We start from the raw sequence: 14513 nt of genomic DNA, 5'->3' as shown, positions 1-14513 counted from the left end.
GGAAAGGCCGCCGATGAGCAGCCCGCGTCGGGTCAGTCGTGCTTTCATACCCGTTAGATAGAGCGCGCGGGCGGGTCGAGACAACGCCCCGCGCCTCACGGTTTCGCAAGTTTTCAGCCGCCGCCCGGCCAGTCGCCATCGGCGCGGATCGCGGTCGAGGAAGCGGCCGACATCGGCAGGTTGACGAAGCACCAGGCCGGGGCCGGGGCGCGCGCCAGCCCTTCGGCCGCGTGCATCGGCAGCCGTGCCCCGCGATAGACCCGCGCCGCCTGCGACAGCCGCGCCGCCAGCCGGTCGCCTGGCCGCGCGAAGACGCCCATCGGCACCGTCTCGACGATGCGCCGCCAATCCTGCCAGCGATGCAGCTGCACGAGATTGTCGGCCCCCATCAGCCAGACGAAATCGACACCCGGGTAGCGCGCCCTCAGCCGCGCGATGGTCTGCGCGGTGTAGCGGGTGCCGAGCCGCGCCTCGATGTCGGTGACACGGACTTTCGGGTGCTGTGCCACCTGCTCGGCCTGCGCGATCCGCTGTGCCATCGGTGCCGGGCCGCGCGGCTTGAGCGGGTTGCCCGGGCTGACCAGCCACCAGACGCGGTCCAGCCGGAACCGCCGGATCGCCTCGAGCGTGATCGCCATGTGCCCCTCATGCGCCGGATCGAACGACCCGCCCAGAAGCCCGATTGCCTGCCCCGCCCGTGCCTGCGGCCAGCCTGTGCTCATGCCGGATACCTCACGAAGGCGAAGGCGGAGGAATCGGGCGCCCATGAGGGCACGTTGATACTGCCCTGGCCGCCGCGCATCTGCACGATTTCGCGCCCTGCCCCGCCCGATTGCGGCATCAGCCACAACGCCACGTCGAGATCGGCAGGATGGCCCTTGGTGCCCGGCGGGTAGCGCAGATGTACCACGTGGCGGCCATCCGGCGAGGGGTGAGGGAACCAATCGACGCCTGGCCCGCCGCTCATCCGCTCGGCCCCAGTGCCGTCGGGACGGATGCGCCAGATATCGACCGTGCCGTCGCGCTCGCCGTTGAACCAGATCCATTGCCCGTCGGCCGAGAAATCCGGCCCATCGGCATGGTCGAAACCGGCGGTCACGCGGCGCTCCGTCCCGGTCTCCACATCGGTAAGGTAGATCCCCACCGGACCGCCATCGCGCGCACCGGCATGGACCACCTGTCGCCCGTCGGGGCTCCAGCCATGCATCCATGAGGGCACCTGCCGCGTGAGACGGCGCGGCGCACCGCCTGCCATCGGCACGAGATAGATGCAGGAGGCGCCGGTCTCGACCTTGTCCGAGATCGCGATGACCGAGCCGTCGGGCGCCGGCGCGTGATCGTTGTTGAGCCGCGTGGCGAAGCCCGTCTCGACCGGCTCCAGCCGCTCCGCTCCCAGCGCGAGCCTCCAGAGGCGACCCCCTGCGTTCACGAGGATCGCGCCGTCGGCGCACCAGTTCGGGGCCTCGATCCGGCCCGCGCAGGAGAGGCGCCGCGTGACCGTGCCATCGGTCCGCCAGATGCAGATCTCGCTTTTCATCGCTCCCCCGGGACTGCCGGACCGCGCTGCCGCGGGGCGCGCGACGCGCCACCGACCCGGCTGCGACGCCTCCGAATGCGAATTGATTTTCTGGCCGATTCGGGTTAACTGGACAAGGCGACGTTACCTCTATCGACCACTGTCTCCTTTACGGCCTCAGTCCCTCGATCAGCACTGACAGAGCCGAAGACCGCTGCAATTCCGCGAGCGGGTACTTGTTAAGGAAGACAGCACGATGGCTACCGGCACCGTGAAATGGTTCAACACCACCAAAGGCTATGGCTTCATCGCGCCCGATGGCGGCAAGAAGGACGTCTTTGTCCACATTTCCGCCGTTGAGCGTTCGGGCCTGACCGGCCTCGCCGACAACCAGAAGATCAGCTTCGACATCGAAGCCGGCCGCGACGGCCGCGAATCGGCGGTGAACCTCAAGCCGATGTAAGACGCAGGGGCCGTTCCGGTCCCTTCGCCAGGAATTTCGAACGGGCGCGGCGCGGGCCGCGCCCGTTTTCGTATGGTGTCAGCTTTCCGGGGCCGGCTTTCGGCTGCCCGGCAACCTTCAATCCTCGAGAATGAAGGTGACCCGCATCGCGACACGATACTCGGTGATGCGGCCGCCCTCCACCGCGACCTTCTGCTCCGAGACCCAAGCGCTCGTGATGCCCGAAAGCGTCTCCGAAGCGCGCTCGATCCCCTTCTTCACCGCGTCGTCGAAGCTGTCTGGCGAAGCGGCGATGATTTCAGTGACCTTGGCGACGGACATGGCGTGAACCTCCCTGTTGCCATGGGGGAAGTCTAGCGCAGCTCGGCCCGCGATTCACCCGTGCGCGCCCGCTCGGCCAGCGCCAGTACCTCCGGGCCCAGCGCCTCGACGATCAGCGCCACGCCCTCGGCGTTGGGGTGAAGGCCGTCGGGCTGCAGATAGGCGCGCCGGGCCTCGTCGACACCGCGCCCCTCCTGCAGTGGCGCGAAGAAGTCCGGATACAGCGGCACCTCGTGCTCCCGCGCGAGATCGGCATAGGCCGCGTCGAAGGCCTGCGCATAGTCGGCGCCGTAGTTCGGCCCTGCCTTTATCCCCACCAGCAGCGTCTCGACCTCGGCCGCCTCGGCCTTGTCGAGGATGCCGTCGATGTTGGCGCGCATCTCGTCGGGGTCGAGGCCGCGCAGATAGTCGTTGCCGCCCAGCGCCACGATCATCGCGTCGACCTCGGGCGTGAGCGTCCAGTCGGTCCGCGCCAGCCCGCCCGCCGAGGTGTCGCCCGAGACACCGGCATTGATCAGCCGCACCTCGGCGCCCTCGGCGTCGAGCCATTCCTGCAGCTGCGGCACCAGCCCGTCACCCTGCGGCAGCCCGTATCCGGCGGTCAGGCTGTCGCCCAGCGCCGCGATCACCAGTTCCTCGGCCTGCGCCGTGAGCGGGGCTGCGGCGATCAGCAGCGGGAGCAACAGCTTGCGCATCCCCGCCACCACGCCATATCGCTCGGGGCGTGCGCGAAGAAAGGCCCTGCGAATGACCGAACCCGTTCTCTCCCTGAAGGATGCCGAGCTGACGCTTTCGGGCAATGCGGGGCCGGTGGAAATCCTGCACGGGATCACGCTCGAGGTGACGCCGGGCGAAACCCTGGGGCTGGTGGGTCCGAGTGGCTCAGGCAAGTCGTCTCTCCTCATGCTCATGGGCGGTCTGGAGCGCGCCACCGGCGGCTCCGTCGCGGCGCTGGGCCACGATCTCACCGCGCTGGACGAGGACGCTCTGGCCCGGTTCCGCCGGGACAATATGGGGGTGGTGTTCCAATCCTTCCACCTGATCCCGACGATGACGGCGCTGGAAAACGTCGCGATCCCGCTCGAACTCGCCGGCCTGCGCGACGCGCATGACCGCGCCGAGGCGCAGCTGGAGGCCGTCGGCCTCGGCCACCGCGCCGGACATTACCCCGGCCAGCTTTCGGGCGGCGAGCAGCAGCGCGTGGCGCTGGCGCGCGCCACCGCGCCACATCCCAAGATCCTGCTCGCCGACGAGCCCACCGGAAATCTCGACGCCGCCAACGGCGCGCAGATCATGGACCTGCTGTTCGACCTGCGCGACCGGCACGGCGCGACGCTGGTGATGGTGACCCACGCGCCCGAGCTGGCCGAGCGCTGTGACCGGGTGGTGCGCCTCACCGACGGGCGGGTGGCGGCGTGAGCGCCGGTCTCGCCGCACGCCTCGCGCGGCGCGAGCTGCGCGGCGGGCTGCGCGGCTTTCGCATTTTTCTCGCCTGTCTGGCGCTCGGCGTCGCCGCCATCGCCGCGGTCGGCATGGTGCGCTCGGCGATCCAGGCCGGGTTGGAGCGCGAGAGCGCCGCGATCCTCGGTGGCGATGCCGAGATCGAGCTGACCTATCGCTATGCCGACCCGACCGAGCTGGAATGGATGCAGGGCGTCGCGACAACCGTCTCGGAAACCGTGGATTTCCGCTCCATGGCGGTGGTCGAACGCGATGGCGACACCGAACGCGCCCTGACCCAGATCCGCGCCGTCGACGGGGCCTATCCGCTGGTGGGCGAGGTCCGGCTCGAACCGGAAATGCCGATCGAGGCGGCCTTCGCGGGCACGGACGGCCTGCCCGGCATCGTGGTGGAGCGGGCGCTGGCCGACCGGCTGGCGCTGTCGCCCGGCGACCGGCTGCGGCTCGGCACGCAGGACTTCGTGCTGATGGCGGTCCTGACGCGCTATCCTGACAGCGCGGCGGGCGGCTTCGGCCTGGGGCCGCGCAGCCTGGTTCTGGCCGAGGACCTGTCGGGGTCGGGGCTTCTGGCCGAGGGCACGCTGTTCTCGACCGCCTACCGGCTCGACCTGCCGCCCGAGGCCGATCTGCAGGCGCTTGAGGACGAGGCTGAGAGCCGGTTCGAGGGCAGCGGGCTGCGCTGGCGCGATGTGCGGCGCGGCGCCGGCGGCACCGAGCGTTTCATCGACCGGCTCGGCTCTTTCCTCGTGCTGATCGGCCTGTCGGGCCTCGCTGTGGGCGGCGTCGGCATCTCGGCCGCGGTGCGCGCCTATCTCGCGGGCAAGACCGCAACCATCGCCACGCTCAGGACACTGGGCGCGACCCGCGCCACCATTTTCCTCACCTATTTCCTGCAGATCGGCGCGCTGACCCTGCTGGGTCTCGCCATCGGTCTGGCGCTGGGCATCGCGGTGCCGCTCGTTCTGGCGCCCTTGATCACCGCGCGGCTGCCGATCCCGGCGGAGTTCGCGATCTATCCGCGCCCCCTGATCGAGGCGGCGCTCTACGGCGCGCTGGTCGCCATGATCTTCACGCTCTGGCCGCTGGCGCGGACCGAGAACGTGCGCGCCGCGACGCTGTTTCGCGACGCGATGGGGGCGGGCCGCGCCCTGCCTCGGCGGCGCTACATGGGCGCGATCCTCGCGCTGCTGGCGGTGCTTCTCGGCGCCGCGGTGCTGTTTTCGGGCACGTGGAGGCTCACCCTCTCGACCGCGGGTGGCATAGGGGGGGCGCTGCTGCTGCTGACCCTCGCAGCGCTCGGCGTGCAGGCCTTGGCGCGCCGCTTCGGCCGCGGCCTGCGCGGACGCCCCGGCCTGCGGCTGGCGCTCGGCGCGATCGGCAAGCGCGGGGGCGAGACCGGCTCGGTCGTGCTGTCTCTGGGGCTCGGCCTGTCGGTGCTGGCCGCCGTGGGCCAGATCGACGGCAATCTGCGCCGGGCGATCCAGAACGACCTGCCGGAGGTCGCGCCCGCCTATTTCTTCGTCGACATCCAGCCCGACCAGATCGAGGGCTTCCGCGCCCGGCTCGACGACGATCCGCAGGTTAGCCGGGTCGACAGCGCGCCGATGCTGCGCGGCATCGTCAGCGAGATCAACGGCCGAGCTGCGCGCGAGGTCGCCGATCACTGGGTGCTGCATGGCGATCGCGGCCTGACCTATTCCGCCACGCCGCCGGATGGCGAAGAGATCGTCGCGGGCGAATGGTGGGCCGAGGATTACGCGGGTCCGCCGCTGGTGAGCTTCGCCGAGGAGGAGGCGCTGGAGATCGGGCTCGGAATCGGCGACGAGATCACGGTCAACGTGCTGGGCCGCGACGTGACCGCGACCATCGCCAACCTGCGGCGCGTCGATTTCGGCTCGGCAGCCATCGCCTTCGTGATGTCGATGAACCCCGGCGCGCTCGCCGGCGCGCCGCATAGCTGGATCTCGACGGTCTATGCCGAGGAAGAGGCCGAGGCCGCGATCCTGCGCGATCTCGCCGACGCCTATCCCAACATCACCGCGATCCGGGTCCGCGACGCCATCGATCAGGTCACCCGCGTGGTCGATGGCATCGCCGCCGCGACCCGCTACGGCGCCGCCGCCACCCTGCTCACCGGTTTCCTGGTGCTGATCGGCGCGGCGGCGGCTGGCGAGCGGTCGCGCACCTATGAGGCGGCGATTCTCAAGACGCTGGGCGCCTCGCGCCGCCGCATCCTGTCGAGCTTCGCGCTGCGCGCGGCGCTTCTGGGGGCAGCCGCCGGCCTCGTGGCGCTCGGCGCCGGCGTGCTGGGCGGCTGGGCCGCGGCGCGCTTCGTGATGGAGACCGATTTTTCGGTGATCTGGTCCTCGGCCGTGGGCATCGTGCTGGGTGGTGCGCTGGCGAGCCTGCTGGCGGGGCTGGGCTTCGCCTGGCGACCGCTGAAGGTGCGCCCGGCGCAGGTGCTCAGGGCGCAGGACTGAGCTAGCGCCCGAGCAGCCGGTTGTGGATCGCCGTGGTCGCCACGGCGGCATGGCCCATGCCATAGGCGATCTGGTCGAGCCCGGCGATCACGTCGCCTATGGCGAAGAGCCCCTCGATGCTGGTCTCGCAATGCTCGTCGACCGGGATGCAACCCGCCTCGGTCAGATCCGCGCCGAGATCGCGGGCGAGATCGGAATGCGGATCGGTGCCGAGCGCGACATAGAGCGTGTCGAAGCGGGCCTCGCGCCCGTCCTGCATCTCGACCACGATCTCGTCACCGTCGAGCCGGATCTCGCGGCGATGCGACGGCAGGATCTTCAGCCCTGCCTCGGACAGCGCCCGCTCTCCGTCATCGTCGAGCGGCGCGTGCTCGGGGCGCACCACGGTCACGTCCTCGGCGTAGTGGCGCACGAAGCGGCCTTCGGCCACGGCGTGCGGACCCGAGCCGAGGATCGCCACCTTCTTTCCGCGCACCTCGTAGGCGTCGCAGATCGGGCAATAGCGGATCAGCCCGCGCGCCACCCCTTCGTTATGGATCTCCTCGGGGATCTGTGGCGGGCGGTTGGTGACGCCGGTGGCGAGGATCAGCGTCCGCGCTTCTAGCGCGCCGCCATTGGCCTCGACCCGGAAACCGCCATCGATGCGGCTGGCCGATGTGACGCGGTCGCGGCGGATCTCCACGTCGTAGTGATCGAGCTGGCGGCGCATCCGGTCGAGCAGTTCCGGCCCCTCGATCCCGTCCGGGTAGCCCGGCAGGTTGCGGGTGCGCGGGATGCGATGCGCGCGGGGCCGGCCCGCATCGAACAGCGCCGTGTCGCGCAGGAACCGCGCGAGGTAGATCCCGGCGGTGAGCCCCGCCGGACCGCCGCCCACGATGATGCAATCCTTCATGGCCGATCTCCCGCCTCGTCAGAGGCGGGAGATATGGCGCGGGCGGGCCGGGTCCAGCCCGAAGCCCTGGGCGGGCCCGATCAGACGCGCGGCTTGACCTGCATCAGCGCCATGACATCGGCCATTTCCGGGCCGTGATCCATGCCGGTGACGGCGCGGCGCAGCGGCAGGAACAGCGACTTGCCCTTGCGGCCGGTCTCGGCCTTCACGGCGTCGGTCCAGGACTTCCAGGTCTCCGGGCCATAGGGCGGCTCGCCCAGCATTCCCAGAGCCTGCGCCACGAATTCGGCATCCTCGGGCTCGGCGCGGCCCGCCGTGCCGTCGCGGAACACCGCCCACCACTCGGCGATGGTGGCGCGGGTCTTGAGGTTGCCGCGCACCGTGGCCCAGAACGCCTCGGCCAGATCCTCGGGCACCCCCGCCGCGCGGACGTCCTCGGCGACCTCCGAGAGCGGCTGCTGCGACAGCCAGCGCGCGGTCAGCGGCTCCAGATCGGCGGGGTCGAACTTGGTGGGCGCCGAGCCGAAGGTGGCGATGTCGAAGCCCTCGATCACCTCGGCAGGCGTCTGGCGCAGTTCCACGGGCTGCGAGGAACCCAGCCGCGCCATCAGGCTCAGGATCGCCATCGGCTCGATCCCCGCTGCCTTGAGGTCGCGCAAGCTCAGCGTACCGAGCCGCTTGGACAGCGCCTCGCCCTGCGGGCCGGTGAGCAGCGAGTGATGCGCGAAGCGCGGCGGCTCGTAGCCCAGGGCCCGGATGATCTGGATCTGCGTCGCGGTGTTGGTGACATGGTCCGAGCCACGCACCACGTCGGTGATGCCCATCTCGGCATCGTCCACCGAGGAGGCGAAGGTGTAGAGCACCTGCCCGCTTTCCTTGATCAGCACCGGGTCGGACACGCTCGCGGCGTCGATCGAGATCGGCCCGAGGATGCCGTCCTCCCACTCGATCCGCTCGCGGTCGAGCCTGAAGCGCCAATGGCTACCGCGCTCGGCGCGCAGGCGGTCCTTCTCGGCGTCGGACAGGTCCAGCGCAGCGCGGTCATAGACCGGCGGCTTGCCCATGTTGAGCTGCTTCTTGCGCTTCAGGTCGAGCTCGGTCGGGGTCTCGAAGCATTCGTAGAGCCGCCCGTCGGCCACCAGCTTCTCGCGCGCCGCCGTGTAGCGCTCCATCCGGTCGGATTGCCGCTCAACCCGGTCATGGGTGATGCCAAGCCAATCCAGCGCCTCGAGGATGCCGTCCACGTATTCGGGCTTGGAGCGTTCCTGGTCGGTGTCATCGATGCGCAGGATGAACTCGCCGCCTTGCTGTCGCGCGATGGCATGGTTGAACAGCGCGGCGCGCAGGTTGCCGATATGCAGCCAACCGGTGGGGGACGGGGCGAAACGGGTCGTTGTCATGGGGCTCTCCTGTTCGTGACGGCTCTTTCACAGGCGGTCCGTTTTGTCCATATCGGGGGCTATGGACAGCACATCCGACCCCTTCGCGGGCAGCCCCCTCGCGCCCACTCTCGACGAGATCGAGACGATCGCGCGCCACGTCATCGCCACCCTGCCCGAGCCGTTCCGCCGCGCGGCCGCCGAGGTGGCGCTGCGCGTCGTCGATTTCGCGCCCGACGACATTCTCGAGCAGATGGAAATGGAGCCGTTCGAGCTGACCGGGCTCTATGACGGCACGCCGATGACCGAGAAGTCGAACTGGGACGTGCCGCACGGCCCGGACGTGGTCTGGCTGTTCCGGCGGCCGATCCTCGACGAATGGGCCGAGCGCGGCGACGTCACCGTGGCCGAGATGGTGGCGCATGTGACGGTGCATGAATTCGCCCATCATTTCGGCTGGTCCGACGACGACATCGCCGCGATCGACCAATGGTGGCTGTGATGCAGGGGCTTTGTGCGGCCCGGCGCTAGGCAAAGCCCCGGCACGCCCTAACCTTTGCGTCATACAACGCAGAGGAGACGTGAGATGTCACATTCCATCAGCCGCCGCGCGGCGCTCATGGCCGGCGCGGCGCTGCCGCTGGCTGCGAGTGCGGGCCTGCCCGGTACCGCCATTGCCCAGACCGCCCCCTCGGGCGACGCGGTCGAGCTTCCGACGCACCGCGCCTTCACGCTGGGCGATGTCAAGGTGACCACCCTGCTCGCCGGCAGCCGCGTCGTGCCGGAGCCGCATTCGATCTTCGGGCTCAATGTCGATGACGAGACCTTCGCGCAGGTCAGCGAGGAGAACTTCATCCCCTCCGACGAGGCGCGGTTCTTCTTCAACCCGGTGCTGGTCGAGGCGGGCGAGAACGTGATCCTCGTCGATACCGGCCTCGACGCGGCGGGCATCACCGCGGCGCTGGAGGCCGCCGGCCGCTCGCCGGGGGACGTCACCCACGTGGTGCTGACCCACATGCATGGCGACCATATCGGCGGGCTGATGACCGAGGCCGGGGAAAAGACCTTTGCCAACGCCTCGCATCACGCGGGCCGGGTCGAATTCGACCACTGGGCCGGGCAGAACAACGAGGGCTTCGAAGCCAAGGTGCGGCCGCTCGAGGGGGAACTGCAGTTCATCGAGGATGGCGATCAGGTCGGTCCGCTCACCGCGATGGCGGCCTTTGGCCATACGCCGGGTCACCTCGTCTTCACCGTCGCAGGGAGCGAGGGCGAGCTGCTGCTGATGGCCGATACCGCCAACCACTACGTCTGGTCGGTGGGCGAGCCCGACTGGCATGTCAGCTTCGACTCCGACAAGGAGATGGCGGTCGAAACCCGGCGCCGGGTGCTGTCGATGGCGGCCGAGCGCAAGATGCCCGTGATCGGCTACCACATGCCCTTCCCCGGGGCGGGCTACGTCATGGCGGTGGATGACGGCTTTGCGTGGGTGCCGCACAGCTACCAGCTGACGCTCTGATCACTCCGCCGGGGTGGGCTCGGGCTTTCCGCCAGGTCCCTGCCCCGGCACGAGGCGCGGCTCGGGCAGCCGCCAGACCAGCAGCGCCACGGCGACGAAGGCGGCCGCGTTGAACCACAGCGCAGCCGTCAGCGCGTCCGGATAGCCGCCGCCCCCGCGCAGCATCCCGAAGAACAGCTGCCCCATCACCGCCACGCCCAGCGCGCCGCCGACCTGCTGGAAGCTTTGCAGCGCGCCCGAGCCCGCGCCGGTGTCGCGGTCGGCGACGTTGGCGAGCACCGTCTGGAACAGCGGCGAGACGGCGGTGCCGAGGCCGAGCCCCGAGAGCGCCAGAGGCACGATGAAGGCCGCGCGCGACAGCGCCCCGCCCGCCTCGGGGAGCATCAGCCGCAGCGCAGTCATGCCGATCACCAGCAGCACCGCGCCCGCCGTGATCCGCTCGCGCGGCCAGCGGGTGCCGAGACGCCCCGACAGGACCGACGCGCCCAGCACCCCGAGCGAGAACGGCAAGGTGGTGATCCCCGACTCCAGCGGCGTTAGCCCGTAGCCCAGCTGCAGGAAGATCGCGAAGACCAAGAAGAAGCCGGGAATGCCGGCGAAGAGCAGCGTCGCCAGCACCGAGCCGGTGACGTAGTCGGCATTCGCCAGAAGGCTTGCCGGGATCAACTGCGGCGCGCCCCGCCGGGCCTGCCGCCGCTGCCAGGCGACGAAGCCCGCACCGGTCGGGATGGCGGCGACCATCATCGCGAAGACCCAAACGGGCCAGCCGAGCTGGCGCCCCTCGATCAGCGGAAACAGCAGCAGCATCAGCCCGGTGCCCGCCAGCGCCATGCCGGCGAGGTCGAGCCTGAGCGCCGCGTCGCCCGGCACCTTGGGCACGAAGCGCAGCGCCCCGAGCACCGCCACCGCGCCGACCGGGATGTTGACGAGAAAGATAGGCCGCCAGTCGAGCCCCATGATGTCGGCCCCGATCAGCACCCCGCCCAAGAGCGGGCCGGCGACGCTGGCGAGCCCGGCCGAAAGCCCGAACAGCGCGAAGGCGGCGCCGCGTTCGCGCGGCGGGAACAGCGCCGGCACCAGCGCCAGCGTCTGCGGCGTCATCATCGCGCCGCCCAAGCCCTGCAGAACCCTTGCGGCCACGAGGCTGCCGATGCCGGGCGCGAGGCCGCACAGCGCCGAGGCGATGGTGAAGACCGTGACCCCGATCACGAACATCCGCCGCTGCCCGACCACGTCGCCGAGACGGCCGGCGGGCAGCAAAAACAACGCGAAGCTCAGGATATAGGCCGCGACGACCCATTCGATCTGGCTGTCGCTGGCCTGGAGGGCGTCCTGCAGCGAGGGGATGGCCACGTTGACGATGGTGACGTCGATCAGGTTCATGAAACCCGCCACCAACAGCGCCGCCATGGCGATCCAGCGGCCCCTGAGCGGAGTACCCTCTTCGGTCATGGCGATCCCCGGCGCGCGCCCGCCGCTCAGATCGGATGCACCGGCCAATACCCCGCCAGCCGGTCGAGCCCGTGCCGGATCAGCTCCGCCAGCGCGCCGCGATCCACGTCGGCGAGCTTGTTGATGTAAAGGCACGACTTGCCTATCCGATGCTTGCCCAGCCGGGCGAGGATCGGGTTGGCCTCGTCGTATCCCGGCATGATGTAGAGCACGAGATTGGCCTTTCGAGGCGAAAACCCGGTGGCGAGGAAGCGTCCCGCATGGCCGCTCTCGTAGACGTAGTCATAGGAGCCGTAGCCCACGATCGACGGCCCCCACATCTGCGGCACGAAACCGGTGACCTCCCGGAACAGCGCGTCGAGAGCCGATGCGTCGGCGCGGCGGCGCTCCGGCGTCACCGCCTCTAGGAACGCCTCGACGCTGGCGCCGGTGGGCAGGGTCTTGTTCTCGGACATGGCGCCTCCCGGCGGGCTTGGGGATCGGGCCGAGATTAGAGACCCGGCGGCGTGGCGCAAGCGCGGCGTTGCCGAGGGGCCGCGCGCGTCTAGACTCCCGCGCATGAGCCCTGTCCGCCGTATCCGCGTCGCCGCCAATGGCGGCATCCCGAACCACCCGCGCTGGCCAGCGCTGCTCCATGCGCGCGCCTTCGCACCCGAGGCGGCGGAGGCGTTGCTGCGCCGCCATGGCTGGGGCGGGATCTGGCGCTGGGGCGTCTTCGACTATCACCATTTCCATCCCGATGCGCATGAGGCGCTGCTTTGCGTCGCCGGCAGCGCCCGGCTGCGGATCGGCGGCGAGGCGGGCGAGGATCTCGACGTCGTGCCCGGCGATGCGCTGGTGTTGCCGGCGGGGTTCGGGCATCGCTGCCTCGAGAGCCGGCCGGGCTTCGCGGTGCTCGGGGCCTATCCGCCGGGCCAGGAATCGCCATCGGTCGAACGCGCGGCAGCGGATGCCGGGCGCCGCTTCGGCGCCCGGATCGCCGCCCTGCCCTGCCCGGAGCGCGATCCGGTGACCGGCGGCCCGATGTCGGAAACGTGGCCCGATACCGTGGCCGATCCGCCGCGCAAGTGACTGAGGTGCCGGGGCTGTTGTCTTGGGCGGGGGCCGTCGTTACTCTTGCACGAAAGCGGAAACTTGGACCGGTCGCACCGGGTCCAGCGATCGGGGGCAATCGGTCATGTCGGCAGGAGCCAAGCGCGCGTTCACACTCGCGGCGGCGATGATGCTTGCGCAGGCGCCCGGCGCGCAGGCGCAGGAAGCCACCATCAAGCAATACGAGGACGGAGGCGTCTACGAGGGCACCTTCCTCAACGGGCGTCAGCACGGGCGCGGAAGCTACCGCCTGCCCAATGGTTACGAGTATGTCGGCGAATGGTTCGAGGGCGAGATCCGCGGCGAGGGTCAGGCCACCTTCCCGAACGGGTCGGTCTATGAGGGCCAGTTCGCGCGCGGCAAGCCCGAAGGGGTGGGCCGGATCACCTTCGCCGATGGCGGCAATTACGAGGGCGAGTGGGAAGACGGCAAGATCACCGGTCGCGGTACCGCCGAGTACGCCAACGGCACCCGCTACGAAGGCGAATTCCGCAACGCCATGCATCACGGCACCGGCAGGCTGAGCAGCCCCGACGGCTATGTCTATGACGGCCAGTGGGTCAACGGCGTCAAGGAAGGCGAAGGCAAGATCACCTATCCCGACGGCTCGACCTACGAGGGTACGCTAAAGGCCGGCGAGCGCGACGGGCAAGGCACGCTCACCATGCCCGACGGGCTGGTTTATGAAGGCAATTGGGTCGACGGCCAGATCGAGGGCGAGGGCCGGCTCGAACAGCCCAATGGCGACGTCTATGTCGGCCAGTTCGCGGCGGGCAAACGCGAGGGCACGGGCCGGGTCCAATACGCCAATGGCGACGTCTACGAGGGCGCGTTCAAGGATGATCGCCGCCATGGCCAGGGCACCTTCACCGGCACCGACGGCTATCGCTATGTCGGTGAATGGGTCGAGGGACGGATCGAGGGCCAGGGCGAGGTCACCTATCCCGACGGGTCGGTCTATGTCGGCCAGTTCGAGAACGACCTCGCGCATGGCACCGGCAAGATCACCTATCCCGACGGATCGACCTATGAGGGCGACTGGAGCGAGGGCGTGATCGAGGGCACCGGCACCGCCACCTACGCCAACGGCCTCGTCTATGAGGGCGAGTTCCTCGATGCGCGCAACCACGGGCGCGGCAAGATGACCTATGCCGACGGCTACAGCTACGAAGGCGATTGGGTCGAGGGCCAGCGCGAGGGCCAGGGCTTGGCGATCTATGCCGACGGCACCCGTTACGAGGGCGGCTTCGAGGACGGCCAGCGCCATGGTCAGGGCCGGATCACCATGCCCGACGGCTTTACCTATGAAGGCCAGTGGGTCGATGGCGAGATCGAGGGCGAAGGCGTCGCGACCTATGCCAATGGCGACATCTACGAGGGCCAGTTCCGCGATGGTCGCCGTCAGGGTCGCGGCGTGATGCGCTATGCTACCGGCGAGACCGAGGAAGGCGGCTGGCGCGACGGCGCCTTCGTCGGCGACGCGCCGATCGAGGCCCCGGAGGCGGAGGAGGACGCGACCGGCGCCGATGCCGATGCCGATGCCGATGCCGTCGAAGAGGACCCGGCCGACACGCCACCGGAAGAGCCTGTAGAGACCGAGGCCCCGGACACGCCCGAAACCCCGGACACCCCGGAAGACAGCATCGACGGAGATGAGCCCGCCGAGGCCCCCGGGGAAGATGATGCCGACGGTGCCGGGATCGAGACCGAGACCGAGACCGAGACCGAGACCGAGACCGAGGAGGTCGGGGAGGAAAGCTGAGGGCCTAGACCCGCTCGCCCCGGTTCATCCGGTCGAGGAAGGCCGCCGCCGCGCGCCACACGGCGCGGCGCCTGTCGGCATCCCTCCGGTCCCGGGTCCGGTACAAAGGCAATCTTCCTGGGGTGATGCGGGACGTCGCTGGCATCGTCGCCGCCCTCGGCCATCGCCACCACGTC

General features: G+C 69.8%; 15 protein-coding genes. 7 read left to right on the top strand and 8 right to left on the bottom strand.

What is annotated here, in order from left to right:
- Positions 1 to 113: 113 nt before the first annotated feature.
- Complete coding sequence (locus tag LOS8367_RS05680) at positions 114 to 722, bottom strand: nicotinate-nucleotide adenylyltransferase (RefSeq protein ID WP_085895534.1); 609 nt, start codon at positions 720 to 722, stop codon at positions 114 to 116.
- Complete coding sequence (locus LOS8367_RS05675; RefSeq protein ID WP_085895533.1) at positions 719 to 1537, bottom strand: TolB family protein; 819 nt, start codon at positions 1535 to 1537, stop codon at positions 719 to 721. Before LOS8367_RS05675 ends, LOS8367_RS05680 begins: the two co-directional genes overlap by 4 nt.
- A 235-nt stretch (positions 1538 to 1772) precedes the next feature.
- Here LOS8367_RS05675 and LOS8367_RS05670 point away from each other — a divergent pair, with 235 nt between their 5' ends.
- On the top strand, positions 1773 to 1979 hold the full coding sequence (locus tag LOS8367_RS05670) for a cold-shock protein (RefSeq protein ID WP_085895532.1): 207 nt from the start codon (positions 1773 to 1775) through the stop codon (positions 1977 to 1979).
- A gap of 117 nt (positions 1980 to 2096) precedes the next feature.
- On the opposite strand, the gene LOS8367_RS05665 is transcribed toward LOS8367_RS05670, so the two are convergent.
- Positions 2097 to 2300 (bottom strand): dodecin family protein, encoded by a 204-nt coding sequence (locus LOS8367_RS05665; RefSeq protein ID WP_085895531.1) that lies wholly within the window; start codon positions 2298 to 2300, stop codon positions 2097 to 2099.
- A gap of 32 nt (positions 2301 to 2332) precedes the next feature.
- Positions 2333 to 2995 (bottom strand): arylesterase, encoded by a 663-nt coding sequence (locus tag LOS8367_RS05660; RefSeq protein ID WP_085895530.1) that lies wholly within the window; start codon positions 2993 to 2995, stop codon positions 2333 to 2335.
- Positions 2996 to 3047: 52 nt separating this feature from the next.
- On the opposite strand from LOS8367_RS05660, the gene LOS8367_RS05655 reads away from it, so the two are divergent.
- Together LOS8367_RS05655 and LOS8367_RS05650 are read left to right on the top strand one after the other, a co-directional pair.
- Entirely contained in the window at positions 3048 to 3719 is a 672-nt protein-coding gene (locus LOS8367_RS05655; RefSeq protein ID WP_085895529.1) for an ABC transporter ATP-binding protein, read from the top strand.
- Positions 3716 to 6241, top strand: a complete 2526-nt coding sequence (locus LOS8367_RS05650; protein ID WP_085895528.1) for an ABC transporter permease — start codon at positions 3716 to 3718, stop codon at positions 6239 to 6241. The genes LOS8367_RS05655 and LOS8367_RS05650 overlap by 4 nt, the downstream gene beginning before the upstream one ends.
- A 1-nt stretch (position 6242) precedes the next feature.
- On the opposite strand, the gene LOS8367_RS05645 is transcribed toward LOS8367_RS05650, so the two are convergent.
- Positions 6243 to 7133, bottom strand: a complete 891-nt coding sequence (locus LOS8367_RS05645; protein ID WP_085895527.1) for an NAD(P)/FAD-dependent oxidoreductase — start codon at positions 7131 to 7133, stop codon at positions 6243 to 6245.
- Between the two features lie 80 nt (positions 7134 to 7213).
- The gene (gene gltX / locus LOS8367_RS05640; protein ID WP_085895526.1) at positions 7214 to 8533 is read right to left on the bottom strand and encodes a glutamate--tRNA ligase; all 1320 of its coding nucleotides are present in this window, start codon (positions 8531 to 8533) and stop codon (positions 7214 to 7216) included.
- Between the two features lie 61 nt (positions 8534 to 8594).
- On the opposite strand from gltX, the gene LOS8367_RS05635 reads away from it, so the two are divergent.
- Positions 8595 to 9014, top strand: a complete 420-nt coding sequence (locus tag LOS8367_RS05635; RefSeq protein ID WP_085895525.1) for a metallopeptidase family protein — start codon at positions 8595 to 8597, stop codon at positions 9012 to 9014.
- An 84-nt stretch (positions 9015 to 9098) separates the two neighbouring features.
- On the top strand, positions 9099 to 10031 hold the full coding sequence (locus LOS8367_RS05630) for an MBL fold metallo-hydrolase (RefSeq protein ID WP_085895524.1): 933 nt from the start codon (positions 9099 to 9101) through the stop codon (positions 10029 to 10031).
- On the opposite strand, the gene LOS8367_RS05625 is transcribed toward LOS8367_RS05630, so the two are convergent.
- Together LOS8367_RS05625 and LOS8367_RS05620 are read right to left on the bottom strand one after the other, a co-directional pair.
- Positions 10032 to 11483, bottom strand: a complete 1452-nt coding sequence (locus LOS8367_RS05625) for an MFS transporter (protein WP_085895878.1) — start codon at positions 11481 to 11483, stop codon at positions 10032 to 10034. It lies immediately after the preceding gene.
- Positions 11484 to 11509: 26 nt separating this feature from the next.
- A complete protein-coding gene (locus tag LOS8367_RS05620) occupies positions 11510 to 11938 on the bottom strand; it encodes a DUF1801 domain-containing protein (RefSeq protein WP_085895523.1) in 429 nt (142 codons plus the stop codon).
- 103 nt (positions 11939 to 12041) lie between these two features.
- On the opposite strand from LOS8367_RS05620, the gene LOS8367_RS05615 reads away from it, so the two are divergent.
- Together LOS8367_RS05615 and LOS8367_RS05610 are read left to right on the top strand one after the other, a co-directional pair.
- On the top strand, positions 12042 to 12554 hold the full coding sequence (locus tag LOS8367_RS05615) for a cupin domain-containing protein (RefSeq protein ID WP_085895522.1): 513 nt from the start codon (positions 12042 to 12044) through the stop codon (positions 12552 to 12554).
- A 106-nt stretch (positions 12555 to 12660) separates the two neighbouring features.
- Positions 12661 to 14337 carry a 2-isopropylmalate synthase gene (locus LOS8367_RS05610; protein ID WP_085895521.1) on the top strand — a complete coding sequence of 559 codons (1677 nt, stop codon included), beginning with the start codon at positions 12661 to 12663 and terminating at the stop codon, positions 14335 to 14337.
- Positions 14338 to 14513: the final 176 nt, after the last annotated feature.

It is taken from the genome of Limimaricola soesokkakensis, assembly GCF_900172345.1.
In the GTDB taxonomy this organism is placed as follows: Bacteria; Pseudomonadota; Alphaproteobacteria; order Rhodobacterales; family Rhodobacteraceae; genus Limimaricola; species Limimaricola soesokkakensis.
The sequence above is the reverse complement of the archived record's forward strand: the minus strand, read 5'-3'. Positions and strand labels throughout refer to the sequence as shown.

Excerpts from the sequence above, each read along its gene's own strand:
- gltX (WP_085895526.1), bottom strand. The coding sequence starts at position 8,533 with ATGACAACGACCCGTTTCGCCCCGTCCCCCACCGGTTGGCTGCATATC.
- LOS8367_RS05680 (WP_085895534.1), bottom strand. The coding sequence starts at position 722 with ATGAGCACAGGCTGGCCGCAGGCACGGGCGGGGCAGGCAATCGGGCTT.
- LOS8367_RS05610 (WP_085895521.1), top strand. The coding sequence starts at position 12,661 with ATGTCGGCAGGAGCCAAGCGCGCGTTCACACTCGCGGCGGCGATGATG.
- LOS8367_RS05620 (WP_085895523.1), bottom strand. The coding sequence starts at position 11,938 with ATGTCCGAGAACAAGACCCTGCCCACCGGCGCCAGCGTCGAGGCGTTC.
- LOS8367_RS05675 (WP_085895533.1), bottom strand. The coding sequence starts at position 1,537 with ATGAAAAGCGAGATCTGCATCTGGCGGACCGATGGCACGGTCACGCGG.
- LOS8367_RS05660 (WP_085895530.1), bottom strand. The coding sequence starts at position 2,995 with ATGCGCAAGCTGTTGCTCCCGCTGCTGATCGCCGCAGCCCCGCTCACG.
- LOS8367_RS05615 (WP_085895522.1), top strand. The coding sequence starts at position 12,042 with ATGAGCCCTGTCCGCCGTATCCGCGTCGCCGCCAATGGCGGCATCCCG.
- LOS8367_RS05670 (WP_085895532.1), top strand. The coding sequence starts at position 1,773 with ATGGCTACCGGCACCGTGAAATGGTTCAACACCACCAAAGGCTATGGC.
- LOS8367_RS05625 (WP_085895878.1), bottom strand. The coding sequence starts at position 11,483 with ATGACCGAAGAGGGTACTCCGCTCAGGGGCCGCTGGATCGCCATGGCG.
- LOS8367_RS05635 (WP_085895525.1), top strand. The coding sequence starts at position 8,595 with ATGGACAGCACATCCGACCCCTTCGCGGGCAGCCCCCTCGCGCCCACT.
- LOS8367_RS05655 (WP_085895529.1), top strand. The coding sequence starts at position 3,048 with ATGACCGAACCCGTTCTCTCCCTGAAGGATGCCGAGCTGACGCTTTCG.
- LOS8367_RS05630 (WP_085895524.1), top strand. The coding sequence starts at position 9,099 with ATGTCACATTCCATCAGCCGCCGCGCGGCGCTCATGGCCGGCGCGGCG.
- LOS8367_RS05665 (WP_085895531.1), bottom strand. The coding sequence starts at position 2,300 with ATGTCCGTCGCCAAGGTCACTGAAATCATCGCCGCTTCGCCAGACAGC.
- LOS8367_RS05645 (WP_085895527.1), bottom strand. The coding sequence starts at position 7,133 with ATGAAGGATTGCATCATCGTGGGCGGCGGTCCGGCGGGGCTCACCGCC.